Source organism: Achromobacter sp. DMS1 (assembly GCF_001270295.1).
In genome coordinates, this window is record NZ_LHSJ01000011.1 from 1 (window position 1) to 13,650 (window position 13,650).

Genomic DNA, 13,650 nt, shown 5'->3' on the forward strand with positions numbered 1-13,650 from the left:
GCGCGGAACAGGCTTTCGGAGGCGTAGATGTTGCCCACGCCCACTACGGCGTCGCCCGCCAGCAGCGCCTGCTTGATCGCCATGGCCCGGCCGCGGAAGTGCCGGTGCAGCCAGGCGCCGTCAAAGCGCGGGTCGAAGGGTTCGATGCCCAGCCGGGCCAGCAGGGGATGCTGCTCGATGGGCCCGGCGGCGCTGTCGTGCCACAGCACCGCGCCGAAGCGGCGCGGGTCGTGCAGGCGCAGGACGGCGTGGTCGAAGATCCATTCGACATGGTCGTGCTTGCGCAGGAATTCGCCCGGCGCCACGTTGCGCAGCGAGCCCGACATCCCCAGGTGCACGATCTGCGTTCCGTGCTCGAAACGCAGCAGCAGGTACTTGCCGCGGCGGGCGCATTCCAGCACCGTGCGCCCGGCCAGCAGGCCGGGCAGGTCCGGCGGAACGGGCCAGCGCATGCGGGGTTCGTGGACGACCAGGCGCGAGAGCTTCCGGCCGGTGATGACGGCGTCGATTCCTCGGCGCGTGGTTTCGACTTCGGGCAGTTCCGGCATGAGCCAGTGTAAGATCATCAATTGCGTGTACGAAGATTGTGCCATCAACCGGACGGGCCGCGTGAAGTCGTCTTTCAAACAAATGAATCTCGGGATAGCCGTGCTGGCGCTTGCGCTGGCCGCCACACTGGCCCCGCAAGCCCAGGCCGCCGACAGCAGGACGCGCGATGCGACCGGCCCTCGGATCGCGCCGCCCAGCCGCCAGCCGGAAACCGAAGTCATCCGCCTGCGCCCGGGCCAATTGCCCTATGTGACCCTCACCGCCGACATCTTCTACCGTGTGCTGGCCTCCGAGATCGCCGCGCAGCGCGGCATGTACGGCACGGCCGCCTCCACCATGGTGGGGCTGGCGCGCGAAACCGGCGATCCGCGCCTGGCCCGGCGCGGCCTGGAATTCGAGCTGGCCGGCGGCAACCTGCCCGGCGCGCTGGAAGCGGCGCGCGTGTGGGCCCGCCTGGCGCCCAACGACGTCGAGGCCAGCTCCACCGAGCTGGCGCTGGCCGCGGCCAACGGCCAGACGCGGGGCCTGGCGCAGGCGCTGCGCGCCCGCATCGACGGCGCCCGCGACAAGACCGCCGCCATCGGCCAGGCGCTGGCCGTGCTGAGCCGGCTGAACGACCGCCGCCTGGCGCTGCGCATCCTCGACGAATCCCTGAGCGAAAGCGCCCGCAAGCTGCCCGAAGCGCACCTGGCGCTGGCCGACGTGGCCTCGGCCGCGGGCGACTACGAGCGCGCCTCCCAGGAGGCCCGCCAGGCGCTGGCCGCCGATCCCCGGTCCGAGCCGGCCGCCCAGCGCGTGCTGGAATATGGCTACAAGGTCGATCCGCAGCGCGCGCAATCCGAGGCCCGCGCCTATATCGCGCGCAACCCCAACGCGCGCAAGGTGCGCCTGATGCTGGCCGGCCAGCTGGCCGACAGCGGCGACTACAACGGCGCGCTGGCCGAGCTGCAGGCCATGTCGCGCCGCTCCCCCGAAGATTTCGACCTGCTGTTCATGCAGGCCCAGCTTGCCTACAAGGCGGGGCAGCTGGCCCAGGCCCGCACGCTGCTGCAGCAGTATCTCGACGTGCAGAGCCAGCGCCAGCGCGCCACGGCGCCCGGTTCCACCGATGCCGGCGCCGCGGCCGCCGACGCGCGCGTGCTGCTGTCGCGCATCGCCGAAGACCAGGGCCGCTACGACGAGGCCATCGCCGAGCTGGGCCGCATCGACGATCCCACCCTGCGCTACTCGGTGCGCATGCGGCAGGCCACGCTGCGCGCCAAGGAGGGCCGGGTCGACGAATCGCTCTCCATGATCGACGCCGCCAATCCCCAGGACGACGAAGAGCGCACGCTGGGCGTGCTGACCAAGGCGCAGATCCTGCGCGACGCCGGACGGGTGCCGCAGGCCGTCTCCGTGCTCGAGGCCGCCGACAAGGCGCTGCCCGACACCGTCGAAATCAAATACGAGCTGGCCATGCTCTACGAGCGCCAGGACCGCCTCGGCGACCTGGAGCGCCTGCTGCGGCAGGTGATCGCGCTCGACCCCGACCACGCGCACGCCTACAACGCGCTGGGCTACACGCTGGCCGACCACAACCAGCGGCTGCCCGAGGCGCTGGATCTCATCACCCAGGCGCTGGAGCTCGCGCCCAACGACCCGTTCATCCTCGACAGCATGGGCTGGGTGAAATACCGCATGGGCGATCTCGCCGCCGCGGCCGACTACCTGCGCCGGGCATACGGCCTGCGCCCGGAGGCCGACATCGGCGCCCACCTGGCCGAAGTGCTCTGGCAGCAGGGCAGGCAGGACCAGGCCCTGCAGCTGCTGCGCGCGGCGCTGAAAAAAGACCCGGCCAACGAAACCGTGCGGGACGTCATCAAGCGGCTCGGGGTCCAGCCGTGACCGCCGTGCTGCGCAACCGGCGCGCCTTCCTGCGCGGCCTGGGCACGGCGCTGTGCGCGGCCGCGCTGGCGGCCTGCACCACGCCCAGGCCCATCGAAGGCGCCGCGCCGGGCGCGTTCTCGCGCGTTGGCCGCTTCGCCATCACCGTCAACGAAGAAGGCGGCAAGCAGAGCGCCGTGCAGGGCGGATTTTCGTGGCTGGACGACGGCAGCCGCTATGTGCTTGACCTGACCAACCCGCTCGGCTCCACCGAGGCCCGCGTCGAGGGCGGCCCGGGCGCCGCCACGCTCACCAAAGCCGACGGCACCCGCCTGTCGGCCGACAACCCCGATGCGCTGGCCGCCGAGGCGCTGGGCAGCAGCATGCCGGTTTCGGGCCTGCGCGACTGGCTGCGCGGGCGCCTGCCCGCCAGCCCGCAAGCCTCCGGCGTCACGCGCGATGACATCGGCCACCTGGCCGCTTTCGAGCAGGGCGGCTGGCACGCGCGCCTGTCGCGCTACGACGCGCAGGGGCCCTGCCTGCTGGTGCTCGAACGCCAGGAGCCGGGCCGCCGCATCCTGGTCCGCCTGGTCGTCAACCAGCCCTCCTAGCACAGTTTCGGCGCTGATGCACTGGGAAAAATCAAGGGTTTACCCTTGTATTTCCCGCCGGGCTTCCCTCTTTGTTACCGAATAATTCACCCTTACCGCCGCCGCGGGCGCTTGCCCGCGCGCCGTCACACCGGCCGGACCCGTCCGCGCCTTCAGGGAGTATTCGAATGTTCAGGAACATGCGCATCGCAACGATGCTGTTGGGGCTCATCGCGGTTTTCTTCGCGCTGCAGCTCGCCGTCGGCGGCATGGGCTTCACCGCCCTGCGCCAGACCAACGAGGACGTGGCGCAGCTCTATCGCCTCTCGGCCCGGCAGATGAATGAGGTAAACGATGCCGCGCTGTCGCTGGTGGCCGCGCGCACCGACCTCAGCCGCTACGCCACCCGCGTGGCCCAGGGCAAGGCCCGCGACGACGCCTCGCTGCGCGCCGCGCGGCAGCGCGTCGCCGCCGGCGACCGCAGCTTCAGGGCCTTCGCCGAGGGCCTGACTGCCGAAGAGCAGGCCGCCTATGCCGAGCTGCTGGGCGCGTATGGCAGCTTCAGCCGCAACCTGCAGAGCGTGGGCAACGTGCTGGAGGCGGGCGACATGGACGCCTACTACAAGCAGGGCACGCAGCAGGCGCAGGAGAGCTTCGTCGCCGCGCGCGAGGCGTTCATGCGCCGTGCCGATGAAGCGGGCCAGCGGGTCATGGACGAAATCTCCGGGTTCAACGCCGTGTTCACTTCCCTGCTGGCCGGCGCGCTGGTCCTGGGCCTGCTGGTGGCGGCGGGCGCGCACCTGATGATCCGCCGCGCCGTGCTGCGCCCGCTGCAGGAGGCCGGCGAGGTGTTCCGCCGCATCGCCGAGGGCGATCTCACGCGCCGCGTGGCCGACCACGGCCGCAACGAGATCGGCGCGCTGCTGGCCGCGCTCAGGAACATGCAGGACGGACTGGTGCGCACCGTGGGCGCGGTGCGCCAGGGCGTGGAAGAAATCCACGTGGGCACGCGCGAGATCTCATCGGGCAACGCCGACCTTTCCAGCCGCACCGAAGAGCAGGCCGCCTCGCTGGAGGAAACGGCCGCATCGATGGAAGAACTGGCCTCCACCGTCAAGCAGAACGCGGAAACCGCGCGCGAGGCCAACCGCATGGTGGCCGCCTCGGCGCAGGCGGCCGAGCGCGGCGGGCGGGCCGTGGCCACGGTGGTGGACACCATGCGCGCGATCTCGGGCAGCTCCAGCCGCATCGCCGACATCGTGGGCGTGATCGACGGCATCGCCTTCCAGACCAACATTCTCGCGCTCAACGCGGCGGTCGAGGCCGCGCGCGCGGGCGAGCAGGGCAAGGGTTTCGCCGTGGTGGCCAGCGAGGTGCGCACGCTGGCGCAGCGCAGCGCCGCCGCCGCCAAGGAAATCAAGCAGCTCATCGAGGATTCGGTGCAGAAGGTCGAGCTGGGCTCCGGGCAGGTGGAAGAGGCCGGCGGCACCATGCGCGAAATCGTCGAATCGGTGCAGCGCGTGGCCAACCTCATGGGCGAGATCGCCGCCGCCTCCAACGAACAGGCCAGCGGCATCGACCAGGTCAACGACGCCGTGTCCCAGATGGACGGCGTAACGCAGCAGAACGCCGCTCTGGTGGAGCAAGCCGCCGCGGCCGCCGGAGCGCTGGAGGAACAGGCGCGCCGCCTGGCCGCCGCGGTGGCCGTCTTCAAGCTGCCCGACGGGCACGTGATCGACGCGCCGGCCGTGGCGCTGCCAGCCGGCGCGGTGCCCAAGCTGGCCTGATTCCGGCGCACGGCAGGGCGGCCCGGCCCGTGGGCCGCCGCTTACAATGCGGGCAATGCCAAGACGGTGGTTTCCGTGACCCTCTACGACGTTCCCGCTCCCGCCAAGATCAACCTGTTCCTGCACGTGGTGGGCCGCCGCGCCGACGGCTACCACCTGCTGCAGACCGTTTTCCGTTTCATCGACCTGAGCGACACGCTGCACATCGAGGCGCGCGCCGACGGCGTCGTCAGCCGCGCGCGCGACCTGCCCGGCGTGCCCGAGGAACAGGACCTCACCCTGCGCGCGGCGCGCGCGCTGCAGCGGGCCACCGGCACCCGCCTGGGGGCGCACATCGGCCTGGAAAAACGCATCCCGCAGGGCGGGGGGCTGGGCGGCGGCTCCAGCGACGCGGCTTCCGTCCTCATCGCCTTGAACCGGCTCTGGAACACCGGCCTGTCGCGGCGCGAACTCATGGCGCTCGCCCTGCCGCTCGGGGCGGACGTGCCGGTTTTCGTGTTCGGCCAATCGGCTTTCGCCCAGGGCGTGGGCGAAGACCTGTCCCCGCTCGAGCTGCCCGAGCGCGCGTATCTCGTGGCCCAGCCCGACGCGAGCGTGCCCACTGCCAGCATTTTTTCCGCGCCGGATTTGACAAGAGATTCTTCTTTGGTCACAATAGCGGACTTTCTTGCTTCGCCAACATTTCGCCAGGGCAAGTTCTTTGGCAGGAATGATCTGGAGCCGGTGGTTTACCGCCAGTACCCTGAAGTCTTCAGGGCCGCGCGGTGGCTCGCTGAGCATGGTGTCCATGTTCGCATGTCGGGGTCTGGCGCGTGCTTGTACGCCGAATACTCCAAGCTCTCCGAAGCCGTTTTGGCGAAAACGGAAATTGCCGCTACAATGCGTGCCGCTGACAAAACAGATTGTCAGAAGCATCCACGGTTTCGGTTAGTGCAGGCCTGTACTGGATTAGCTGAACACCCGTTGCGGAATTGGATTGCAAGATAGTTGGGGAGTCGCCAAGCTGGTTAAGGCACCGGATTTTGATTCCGGCATGCGAAGGTTCGAATCCTTCCTCCCCAGCCACCCGAATACATAAAAAAGCTGTTGAACACGCCCATCCAATTGGCCCCGGTTCAGCAGCTTTTTTATTTCCGGCCCGCAGGACCGCGCACCACCTCGTCAGTGTCTTGAAACGACCCTCGCATCATCCATCATGGCAAACGAAAGCTTCATGATCTTCACGGGCACGGCCAACACCCGCCTGGCCGTGGACGTAGTCAACCACCTCGACATGTCCCTGGGCAAGATGACAGTGGGCCGCTTCTCCGATGGCGAGGTGATGGTCGAGATCAACGAGAACGTGCGCGGCAAGGACGTGTTCGTCCTGCAGCCCACCTGTGCGCCCACGAACGACAACCTGATGGAAATCATGGTCATGGTCGATGCCCTGCGCCGCGCCTCCGCCGGCCGCATCACCGCCGCGATTCCCTATTTCGGCTACGCCCGCCAGGACCGCCGCCCGCGCTCGGCGCGCGTGGCCATCTCGGCCAAGGTCGTGGCCAACATGCTGCAAGTGGCCGGCGTCGACCGCGTCCTCACCATGGACCTGCACGCCGATCAGATCCAGGGCTTCTTCGACATCCCCGTGGACAACATCTACGCGGGCCCCATCCTGCTGGGCGACATCTGGCGCCGCAACTTCTCGAACCTGGTCGTGGTGTCTCCGGACATCGGCGGCGTGGTCCGCGCCCGCGCCCTGGCCAAGCAGCTCGAAGCCGACCTGGCCATCATCGACAAGCGCCGCCCGCGCGCCAATGTGTCCGAAGTGATGAACATCATCGGCGAAGTCGACGGCCGCACCTGCATCATCATGGACGACATGGTCGATACCGCCGGCACGCTGTGCAAGGCCGCCCAGGCCCTGAAAGACCGCGGCGCCGGCGCCGTGTACGCCTATTGCACGCACCCCGTGCTGTCGGGCGGCGCCATCGACCGCATCGAAACCTCGGCGCTGGACGAACTGGTCGTGACCGACACCATCCCGCTGTCGGAGCAGGGTCAGGCCAGCGCCAAGATCCGCCAGTTGTCGTGCGCCGCGTTGCTGGGCGAAACCATTCTGCGCATTTCGAACGCGGAATCGGTGAGCTCGCTGTTCGTCGACTGACGCACCGTTTTCCCGTGCCCCGCTGGTCGCGGCGGGACACGGACCCCGCGGCGCGCATGGTGCGCGCCGCGTCGTAACCGGCGATGCCCCGCATCGTCCAAGCAATCTGGAGTTTTCCATGAAATTCAATGCCACTGCGCGTAGCGTCCAGGGTTCGAGTGCGAGCCGCCGCCTGCGCCGCGCGGGCCGCGTTCCCGCCATCGTTTATGGCGGCACGGCTGCCCCCCTGAACATCGAACTCGACCACAACGAGATCTACCACGCCCTGCGCAAGGAAGAGTTCCACGCCTCGATCCTGCAAATGCAGCTCGACGGCAAGGAGCAGCCCGTTCTGCTGCGTTCGGTTCAATGGCACGCCTACAAGCCGCAAGTCCTGCACGTGGACTTCCAGCGCGTGGACGCCAACCAGGCCCTGCACACCAAGGTGCCGCTGCACTTCATCAATGGCGAAAACTCGCCGGCCGTCAAGCTGGGCGGCGCCATGATCAGCCACGTCCTGACCGAACTGGAAGTGACGTGCCTGCCCTCGGCCCTGCCCCAGTTCATCGAAGTGGACCTGGCCAACCTGCTGCCGGGCGCTTCGGTGCACCTGGCTGACATCAAGCTGCCCAAGGGCGTGACCTACGTCGCCCACGGCGGCGATGCCAACCCGCTGCTGGCCTCCGCCGTCGTCAAGGGCGGTGGCGCTGCCGCCGCCGACGAAGGCGATGCCGGCGAAGACGCCGCTCCCGCCGCCTGACAGGCACGGCGACCAGGCCCCGGCTGAGCCGGGGCCTGCCGTACCCGGCGCCAGACCCTGCCCGTGCCCGGCACGCGCAGGGTTTTTTCTTATCCGGCCATCCTTCAATCGTCGAGCGTGATGCCGGACTCCTTGACGATGGCTTGCCATTTCCGGCTTTCCTGCCGGAGCTCGCGTTCGAACCCGGCCGGATCGCTCCTGCCGGGGATGAATCCATTCTGCAGAAACGCCTTCTGGACGCCGGGGTCCGCCAGCGCCGCATTCAAGGCGCGCGACCAGCGCTGCATGACCTCTTGCGGCACGCCCCGGGGCGCGGCCAGCGCCCACCAGTTGCTCAGCACGACGTCGGGAATTCCGGCCTCGCGCGTGGTGGGCACGTCCGGCATGCCGGCGAAACGCTCGGGCAACGCCACGGCCAGCGCCCGGATACGGTGCTGCGGCACATACGCCGCGCCCACGCTGTAGCCGCCCAGGTAGAGCTGGACTTCGTTGGCGAGCAGGGCTTGGACGCCCGGCGCGGACCCCCGATACGGGATGTGCGTCATCTGTGCCTGCATCGCCCGCGTCAGCATATACGCCGACAGGTGCGGCGCGGTGCCCGTGCCGGGCGAACCATAGTTCAACTGGCCGGGATGAGCCTGGGCGTATTGCCTGAATTCCGCGTAGTTCGCGGCCGGCACGGCGGCGCTGACATAGATGAAGGAGGGCACGTCGGCCACCTTTCCGATCGGCTGCAGGTCTTTGAGCGGATCGAACCCCAGCTTGCGGTAGAGATATTGGTTGATGACGAAGTTGTTCGTCGCGCCCAGCACCAGCGTGTAGCCGTCCGGACTGGCGCGCGCGACTTCCTGCACGCCGATATTGCCGCCGGCGCCGCTGCGGTAATCCACGATCAGAGGCTGCCCCAGCGTCTTTTCCAGGAGGGGCTGCAACTGCCGCATGGCGATATCGCCCGCCGCGCCGGGCGCGTAGGGCAGCACGATGCGGACAGGCCGGTCAGGGTATTGCGCGGCGGCGGGCGACGCGCCGGGCGCGATCCAGGCCAGCGCCGCCGTAATGCCCAGCATGCATAGCTTGCGGTTCATCGTGGTTCCCCTTGTAAGCGCCCCCGGGCGCGGGGACTCGAATAATCGTTGCCGCCGCGAGGCGGCAGCCGGTCTACAGGTCGATGCGCATCAGGTCGTGGGCCAATCGCAGCGGCCCGGCATAGTGCCTGCGGATGTCCGACACGATGTCGTCCATCAGGTGCGGCCCCATCAGTTCGACCGGAAGGTGTTTCGCGGCAGCGCGCTTGAGCACCGGACTGCACGAATCGAAATGGCCGAAATGCGTGGCGACCAGGCTCTTCACGCCCGCCTCGCGCGCGATCTTGCCCAGGTCGGCAGGGCTGGTGTGCGCATAGGTGCCCACGCCGGTCTTGGCGCGGTGGGCGATGAAAGATTCCGGAAACGTGCATTCGTGGATCAGCAGGTCCGCGTTCCGCGCCAGGCCGACCATGGACGGACAGGGCGCCGTGTCGCCGCTGAAAGCGACGACCTTGCCCTCAGCTTCGATGCGTACGCCGAAGCATTCGCAGATCTCGCGGGGAATGTGCTCAACCCAGTCCACGCTGATGCGTACGTCGCCGTCCTCGTACACCGTGCCCGGCGCCACCTCGCGCACTTCAGGCCGGACCGCTTCGATGTTCCGCTGCCGCGCCGGGTAGGAACTGCGCGCCTGGAAATCCGCGTGGAAAGCGCCATTCTCGAACAGGTGGTCAACGAAGTTCCGCGTGCCGCGCGGCCCCAGCAACAAGGGGCTGCCCGTCTTGTTCAGCATCCAGCTCGAAATCACGAAGTAGGGATAGTCGCAGATATGGTCGTGGTGCAGGTGCGTCAGGAACACAAAGCCGACATCGGCGGGATTGACGTTCGCGCGCACCATCTGACGCGTGGCGCCTTCGCCGCAATCGAACAGATAGTGCCTGCCGTTTTCCAGCGTCAGCAGAATGGCGGACTGGCCGCGGTCCGGGTCCGGCAGCGCCGCGCCGGTGCCCAGCATGGTGATTTTCATGGCTTTCCCCTCATGTCCGTTTCAGGTGGGGTTTCGGGTCGTGGTTCCGCATCGGGAAAGCCCAGTGTAGGCAGCCGTGATATGCCGAGAAATCGAAAACTATAATCAAGTGAAAACTAAATGGAATCACCTGTCATGGCTTCCGACGTCCGCCTCCCCAGCGCCAGCGAGATCCGCGCGCGCCTGCGCATCCGGCACTTGGACCTGCTGCGGGCGCTGGACTCCACCCGCAGCGTGCACAAGGCCGCGGCGCAGATGGGCATGACCCAGCCGGCGGCCAGCAAGCTGCTGGCCGAGCTGGAAGCCACCTTCGGCGTGCCGCTCTTCGCGCGGTCGAGGCGGGGCGTGACGCCCACCCGCTATGGCCTGGCGCTGGCGCACAAGGCCGGCCTGCTGCTGGCCGACCTGGACGGCGCGCGCGTCGAGCTCGAAGCCATGACCCGCGGCGCCTCGGGCCGGGTGCGCGCCGGCGTGCTGCAGGTCGTGCTGCCCGTACTGATTCCCGAGGCGCTGGCGCAACTGCGCAAAGAGGCGGCGGGCGTCACCGTCATGCTGCAGGAGGGTTCGTACGACGTGCTGCTCAACGGGCTGGCGCGCGGCGAACTGGACTGCGTCATCGGCCGGCTGATGACGGGCGCGGCCCAGCGGACGTTCCGCACCGAAATCCTGTACGAAGAACCCATCCGCGTCGTCGCCCGCATCGGGCATCCGCTGATGCGCTCCTCGCGCGTGAACGCCGCCACGCTCGCGCGCCAGTCCTGGATCCTGCCGCCGCCCGAGGCCCCGCTGCGCGCGCGCATCGACGCCTACTTCGCCGAGCAGAACGCGCCCCTCATCGACCCCGTCGTCGAATCGGTGAGCCTGCTGGCCAACGAGGTGCTGCTGCGCCAGTCCAACGTGCTGGCGGCCATGCCGCGCGGCGTCGCGCTGCACTACGCCAGGCTGGGCGTGCTGGGCATTCTCAAGTTCCAGCCCGACTGGTCCCTGCCTCCGGTCGGCGTGGTTACCCGGGCGGACGCCGAGATTTTCCCCGCGCTGCAGGTGTTCCTGGAGGCCGTGTGCGGCCAGGCGCGCGCGCTGCGCCTGGCCGCACAGTAACCGGACCGGCGCGCATCGGCATGGGCGCGGTCCCGGAGACAGGGCCGTCCCAAGACAAAAACCAGAAAGGTCCTCGCGCGGGCAGTCCCAAGCCGCAGGCGCAGCGTGGGGACGGGATTTTTTGGTTTAATCGCCCCATCATGCCTACACCCATACGTCTCATTGTCGGCCTGGGCAACCCCGGCCCCGATTACGAAACCACCCGCCACAACGCGGGCTTCTGGCTGGCCGATCACGTGGCCGACGACCTGCGCGCCTCCTTCGCCATGGAAAAATCCTTCTTCGGCATGGTCGCCAAGGCGCGCCTGGGTGCGGACAACGTGCTGCTGCTCAAGCCGGCCACCTACATGAACCGCTCCGGGCAGGCCGTGGGCGCGCTCGCGCGCTTCTACAAGCTCGCGCCCGAGCAGGTCCTGGTGCTGCACGACGAACTCGACCTCCTGCCCGGCCAGGTCAAGCTCAAACAGGGCGGCGGGCACGCCGGCCACAACGGCCTCAAGGACATACAGGCCGCGCTGGGCAGCCCCAATTTCTGGCGCCTGCGCATCGGCATCGGCCATCCCCGCACCCTGGGGCTGGCCCAGCCCGTGGCGGACTTCGTCCTGCACCAGCCCCGGCGCGAAGAACAAAAGGAAATCGAAGCCGTCATCGACCGTTGCCGCGCCCTCATGCCGGCCTTGCTCGCGGGCGATTTCGCGCTGGCCACGCGCCAATTGCACAGCGGCAACGAGGCCGGATGAACCCGCCGCCCCGCCCGCGCTTTCGCAGCGAATTCATGGACTTCCTGCGGTTCATCCGCAGACCGGCTCCGCTGCGCCGCCTGCCCGGCCGGCTGCGCGGCGGGCGGCATCGCGGCCGACGCCTGGCCCGGCACCGGACCGCGGCGCCTGCTGGCCTGGGCCGCCTTCCTCTGGGCATTGAACCTTTTCGCGCTCGGCCCGCTCGCCGTGGCCGCCGCCGGCGTCGGCGGCGCCACCCACAGGCTGGACCTGAACAACATCCCCGTGCTTGCCGCCATTCTCTGGGCCCCGCTCGTCGAGGAAATGCTGTTCCGCTACGGCCTGCGCCGCCCCTTGCAGGCCCTGTGGCTGTGCCCGGCCATCGTGCCGGCGCTGATATGGGGGCCGCGGCTCTGGACCGGCCTGCTGCTGGCCGCTCTCCTGCTGCTCGCCGCCTGGGGCGTGCGGCAGCGCCCCCAAGCGCTCGCCGGCTGGAACACCGCCTGGCGGCGCTACTACCTGCGCCGCTTCGGCCTGGTCTTCCACCTCGTCGCGCTCGCCTTCGCCGGCATGCACCTGGGCAATTTCGTCCTGCACCAGACCCCATACTGGCTGCTGCCCCTGCTCGTGCTGCCGCAATGGGTGACGGGTCTGGTCCTGGGCTGGATGCGCGTACGCCGCGGCATCGGCGCCGCCGTCCTCCTGCATGCGCTCTTCAACGCCGGCCCCATCCTGGTGATCTGGGCCATCATGCGCTGGGTGCCCTCGGCCGCCGCCTGAGGGCGGGGAGGGCGACGAGGTAAACTTACGCATCAACGATCAAACCATAATCACACAGGATTCCCATGGCTCTGCAATGCGGCATCGTCGGCCTGCCCAATGTCGGCAAATCGACGCTCTTCAACGCCCTGACCCGCGCCGGCATCGCCGCCGAAAACTACCCGTTCTGCACCATCGAACCCAACGTCGGCGTGGTCGAAGTGCCCGACCCCCGCCTGCAGAAGCTGGCCGAGATCGTCAAGCCCGAGCGCATCCTCCCGGCCACCGTTGAATTCGTGGACATCGCCGGCCTGGTCGCCGGCGCCAGCAAGGGCGAAGGCCTGGGCAATCAGTTCCTCTCCCACATCCGCGAAACCGACGCCATCGTCAACGTCGTGCGCTGCTTCGAAGACCCCAACGTGGTTCACGTGGCGGGCAAGGTCGACCCCATCGCCGACATCGAAGTCATCGAAACCGAGCTCGCGCTCGCCGACCTGCAGACCGCCGAGAAGGCTCTGCAGCGCCACCTCAAGACCGCGCGCTCCGGCGACAAGGAATCGCAGCGCATCGTCGCCGTGCTTGAGAAGTGCGTGGCCCACCTGAACGAAGCCAAGCCCATCCGCACCCTGGGCCTGTCGCCCGAGGAAATGGCCGACATCGCCCAGCTCTGCTTCATTACCGCCAAGCCCGCCATGTACGTGGGCAACGTCGCCGACGACGGCTTCGCCAATAACCCGCTGCTCGACCGCCTCACCGAATTCGCCGAAGCGCGCAAGGCGCCCGTGGTCGCCATCTGCGCCGCCATCGAATCCGAAATCGTCGACCTCGACGACGCCGACCGCCAGGCATTCCTCGCCGACATGGGCATGGAAGAACCCGGCCTCAACCGCCTCATCCGCGCCGCCTTCAAGCTGCTCGGCCTGCAGACCTACTTCACCGCCGGCGTCAAGGAAGTGCGCGCCTGGACCATCCCCATCGGCGCTACCGCCCCGCAGGCCGCCGGCGTCATCCACACCGACTTCGAACGCGGCTTCATCCGCGCCCAGACCATCTCCTACGACGACTACATCGCCTACAAGGGCGAACAAGGCGCCAAGGAGGCGGGCAAGATGCGCGCGGAAGGGAAGGAGTATGTGGTGCAGGATGGGGATGTGATGAATTTCTTGTTTAACGTCTGACGATTTTTGCTGGAGCTCGGTGGCGCTCAGTAGCGCTTGGTGGACGGATTGAACCTTTAGAAATCAATGGTTTGCGTAAACAATACGGTCTGCTGAGCGTTCCTATTGGTCATCGAGGTCCAGAAAATTCGGGGGTAGCGTTGGGGGTACTCGTGTTCAACCGTGGGGGT

At 68.2% G+C, this 13,650-nt stretch carries 12 protein-coding genes, 1 tRNA gene and 1 pseudogene; 11 read left to right on the forward strand and 3 right to left on the reverse strand.

All coding sequences use genetic code 11. From position 1 onward, the window contains the following. On the reverse strand, positions 1–548 hold a 548-nt coding region (locus AD428_RS02535), incomplete at its 3' end, for a DNA-formamidopyrimidine glycosylase family protein (protein ID WP_053244051.1). Between AD428_RS02535 and AD428_RS02540 the strand changes: the two genes are divergently transcribed. The 7 genes from AD428_RS02540 (at position 547) to AD428_RS02570 (ending at position 7,674) form a co-directional block, all read left to right on the forward strand. Then, positions 547–2,433: a tetratricopeptide repeat protein gene (locus AD428_RS02540; protein WP_053244052.1), complete on the forward strand. Its 1,887-nt coding sequence runs from the start codon at positions 547–549 to the stop codon at positions 2,431–2,433. The genes AD428_RS02535 and AD428_RS02540 overlap by 2 nt on opposite strands. Beyond that, on the forward strand, positions 2,430–3,023 hold the full coding sequence (gene lolB / locus AD428_RS02545; protein WP_053244053.1) for a lipoprotein insertase outer membrane protein LolB: 594 nt from the start codon (positions 2,430–2,432) through the stop codon (positions 3,021–3,023). Before AD428_RS02540 ends, lolB begins: the two co-directional genes overlap by 4 nt. Positions 3,024–3,190: 167 nt before the next feature. Beyond that, positions 3,191–4,789, forward strand: a complete 1,599-nt coding sequence (locus AD428_RS02550) for a methyl-accepting chemotaxis protein (RefSeq protein ID WP_053244054.1) — start codon at positions 3,191–3,193, stop codon at positions 4,787–4,789. Between the two features lie 75 nt (positions 4,790–4,864). After that, positions 4,865–5,776 carry a 4-(cytidine 5'-diphospho)-2-C-methyl-D-erythritol kinase gene (ispE, locus tag AD428_RS02555; RefSeq protein ID WP_053244070.1) on the forward strand — a complete coding sequence of 304 codons (912 nt, stop codon included), beginning with the start codon at positions 4,865–4,867 and terminating at the stop codon, positions 5,774–5,776. Position 5,777: 1 nt separating this feature from the next. Continuing rightward, a tRNA-Gln gene (locus AD428_RS02560) sits at positions 5,778–5,854 on the forward strand. Positions 5,855–5,984: 130 nt separating this feature from the next. Further along, complete coding sequence (locus AD428_RS02565) at positions 5,985–6,935, forward strand: ribose-phosphate pyrophosphokinase (RefSeq protein ID WP_053244055.1); 951 nt, start codon at positions 5,985–5,987, stop codon at positions 6,933–6,935. Between the two features lie 118 nt (positions 6,936–7,053). Next, on the forward strand, positions 7,054–7,674 hold the full coding sequence (locus AD428_RS02570; RefSeq protein WP_053244056.1) for a 50S ribosomal protein L25/general stress protein Ctc: 621 nt from the start codon (positions 7,054–7,056) through the stop codon (positions 7,672–7,674). Positions 7,675–7,778: 104 nt separating this feature from the next. Here AD428_RS02570 and AD428_RS02575 read toward each other — a convergent pair whose 3' ends face one another. Beyond that, positions 7,779–8,759 carry a Bug family tripartite tricarboxylate transporter substrate binding protein gene (locus AD428_RS02575; protein WP_053244057.1) on the reverse strand — a complete coding sequence of 327 codons (981 nt, stop codon included), beginning with the start codon at positions 8,757–8,759 and terminating at the stop codon, positions 7,779–7,781. Between the two features lie 73 nt (positions 8,760–8,832). Beyond that, the gene (locus AD428_RS02580; RefSeq protein WP_053244058.1) at positions 8,833–9,726 is read right to left on the reverse strand and encodes an MBL fold metallo-hydrolase; all 894 of its coding nucleotides are present in this window, start codon (positions 9,724–9,726) and stop codon (positions 8,833–8,835) included. A 135-nt stretch (positions 9,727–9,861) separates the two neighbouring features. Here AD428_RS02580 and AD428_RS02585 point away from each other — a divergent pair, with 135 nt between their 5' ends. From AD428_RS02585 to ychF, 4 genes and pseudogenes are all read left to right on the forward strand, one after another. After that, positions 9,862–10,824 carry a LysR substrate-binding domain-containing protein gene (locus AD428_RS02585; protein WP_053244059.1) on the forward strand — a complete coding sequence of 321 codons (963 nt, stop codon included), beginning with the start codon at positions 9,862–9,864 and terminating at the stop codon, positions 10,822–10,824. A 140-nt stretch (positions 10,825–10,964) separates the two neighbouring features. Continuing rightward, on the forward strand, positions 10,965–11,564 hold the full coding sequence (gene pth, locus AD428_RS02590) for an aminoacyl-tRNA hydrolase (protein ID WP_053244060.1): 600 nt from the start codon (positions 10,965–10,967) through the stop codon (positions 11,562–11,564). Beyond that, positions 11,561–12,323 (forward strand): annotated as a pseudogene (locus tag AD428_RS02595) (CPBP family glutamic-type intramembrane protease). The gene pth and the pseudogene AD428_RS02595 overlap by 4 nt, the downstream one beginning before the upstream one ends. A 65-nt stretch (positions 12,324–12,388) precedes the next feature. Continuing rightward, a complete protein-coding gene (gene ychF / locus AD428_RS02600; protein ID WP_053244061.1) occupies positions 12,389–13,480 on the forward strand; it encodes a redox-regulated ATPase YchF in 1,092 nt (363 codons plus the stop codon). Positions 13,481–13,650 lie beyond the last annotated feature (170 nt).

Bases quoted from the DNA above. Each gene is read 5' to 3' on its own strand.
- AD428_RS02580 (WP_053244058.1), bottom strand. From the start codon at position 9,726: ATGAAAATCACCATGCTGGGCACCGGCGCGGCGCTGCCGGACCCGGAC.
- AD428_RS02550 (WP_053244054.1), top strand. From the start codon at position 3,191: ATGTTCAGGAACATGCGCATCGCAACGATGCTGTTGGGGCTCATCGCG.
- AD428_RS02585 (WP_053244059.1), top strand. From the start codon at position 9,862: ATGGCTTCCGACGTCCGCCTCCCCAGCGCCAGCGAGATCCGCGCGCGC.
- ychF (WP_053244061.1), top strand. From the start codon at position 12,389: ATGGCTCTGCAATGCGGCATCGTCGGCCTGCCCAATGTCGGCAAATCG.
- pth (WP_053244060.1), top strand. From the start codon at position 10,965: ATGCCTACACCCATACGTCTCATTGTCGGCCTGGGCAACCCCGGCCCC.
- AD428_RS02540 (WP_053244052.1), top strand. From the start codon at position 547: ATGAGCCAGTGTAAGATCATCAATTGCGTGTACGAAGATTGTGCCATC.
- AD428_RS02570 (WP_053244056.1), top strand. From the start codon at position 7,054: ATGAAATTCAATGCCACTGCGCGTAGCGTCCAGGGTTCGAGTGCGAGC.
- AD428_RS02575 (WP_053244057.1), bottom strand. From the start codon at position 8,759: ATGAACCGCAAGCTATGCATGCTGGGCATTACGGCGGCGCTGGCCTGG.
- AD428_RS02565 (WP_053244055.1), top strand. From the start codon at position 5,985: ATGGCAAACGAAAGCTTCATGATCTTCACGGGCACGGCCAACACCCGC.